Origin of the sequence: Psychroserpens sp. S379A (assembly GCF_049800755.1) — a bacterium.
In the GTDB taxonomy this organism is placed as follows: Bacteria; Bacteroidota; Bacteroidia; order Flavobacteriales; family Flavobacteriaceae; genus Psychroserpens.
On record NZ_JBNAFQ010000018.1, the window covers coordinates 1 to 1634 of the forward strand.

2 protein-coding genes are annotated in these 1634 nt (G+C 28.8%); both read left to right on the forward strand.

Going from position 1 to position 1634, the window contains the following annotated elements; all coding sequences use genetic code 11:
- Positions 1–169: 169 nt before the first annotated feature.
- Positions 170–550 carry a hypothetical protein gene (locus ACP15M_RS14545; RefSeq protein WP_425077925.1) on the forward strand — a complete coding sequence of 127 codons (381 nt, stop codon included), beginning with the start codon at positions 170–172 and terminating at the stop codon, positions 548–550.
- 334 nt (positions 551–884) lie between these two features.
- Positions 885–1499: a CpXC domain-containing protein gene (locus tag ACP15M_RS14550; RefSeq protein WP_425077917.1), complete on the forward strand. Its 615-nt coding sequence runs from the start codon at positions 885–887 to the stop codon at positions 1497–1499.
- Positions 1500–1634 lie beyond the last annotated feature (135 nt).

Sequence of the window (1634 nt, forward strand, 5' to 3'; positions counted from 1 at the left end):
CAGCGTGTATAATTCATTGTTTGGTTTGTGTGTAATCGGAAAATTCCTGCGGAATTTTCCTCTGGTTTGGTTTCTTTTTGCTAACTTAGTCCTTGCCAACACAACGTAATCATACACAATCACGTTAGCACACAGTTGAGCAACGAGCTAGAACTAATAATAAAATAATATGGAAAAATATAAAAGTCCTTTTCCTGACCGAAAAATAAATGGACAAGATTTTACTGATTTAGTAAAGCACGTAAATTTAGTGCTCGAAAAAAATGAATTATCAGAAGATAAAATAAATGAACTGCTAAAGAAAATTAAGAATTTTAATAAAAAAAATTCAGCATTCGAAAAACGGTTAGAGAACTTTTATTCGAAACAAATTGAACTGTTTGGACTTTTTATAGCAATATTTTCGTTCATAATTGCAGGAATACAAATAGCAGCAAATGTTGAAGGGACTTTTATCGAAAAATTAGCGACTTCTGCAGCTATATTTATCCCGTTGACTCTTTGTATTGTAGTACTCTTTGTATTAATAAGAAATATTATCAAAAAATAGAATAACATTTAAATTGTTGAATATTTAAGAAAAAATAGAATTAAGTATTTTTCTTAGCTGAATTAAAACTGAACCAAAAATTGCGCTGGAATTCAATCTGAATTGACAAAATTGAAACTATAAAACAGGAGTCGGACTTAATTCGGATGTAAAAAATTAACAAAAACGAAAATTAAAAACCGTGTGCTAACACCGTATATAATTTATTGCTAGTTCTAGCCTACTTACGAAAATCCTCGCGGATTTTCTATTAGGTTTTTTATTTGCTAAATTAGGTACTCAAAACACGCAACAAACCATATACAAACACGTTGTGCGTCATTAAAACCAATCTATGAGTTTAGAAAAACAAATAAAACATAATTGTCCTCATTGCAATACTGAACAAAATTTAATTATTTACAATTCAGTTAACGTAACTATTGAACCTAGTCTTAAAAGCAAAGTAATTAATGGCAAGCTGAATATTCAACAGTGTACAAATTGTAAAAAAGAAATTAACATAATAAGTGGGTTTTTATATCACGATATGGAAAACCAATTGATGCTCAACTTCAGTCCGGATTCAGATGCGGATCAAATATCAAAATCTGAGATGTTGAGTGAATTGAAAGAAAAAGGATATATATATCGTATTGTAGACTCTTATCCAGCATTAGTCGAAAAAATTAAACTTTTTGATTTAAAAATTAATGATAAAGTGGTTGAAAAGGTAAAATCAGAACTTTCATTGATGCTTAACTCTTCATTAAATGAAGTTGTTGGAAAAACTGATGAATCTGAAATAAATATTTTCTTTGATAAATATGATAAAGGATTATTCAAGAAAAAATTATCGTTTATTTTCTTTTTACATCCAAGTCAAATAATGAAAATAGATTACAATATAAAAAAATTGAGTAAGAAAGATAGAGCAAAAATATTCGATTTGGAAACATTAAGGAATTAAAACGAACGCACAACAACGTGTATAACTAATTGCTTGTTATTGCATACTCGGAAAATCCTACGGATTTTCCTCTGGTTTATTTTCTTTTTGTTAACTTAGTTCCAGCCAACGCAAATAGCCATACACAAACACGTT

Coding starts and splice junctions, on each gene's coding strand:
- ACP15M_RS14545 (WP_425077925.1), top strand. CDS start 170: ATGGAAAAATATAAAAGTCCTTTTCCTGACCGAAAAATAAATGGACAA.
- ACP15M_RS14550 (WP_425077917.1), top strand. CDS start 885: ATGAGTTTAGAAAAACAAATAAAACATAATTGTCCTCATTGCAATACT.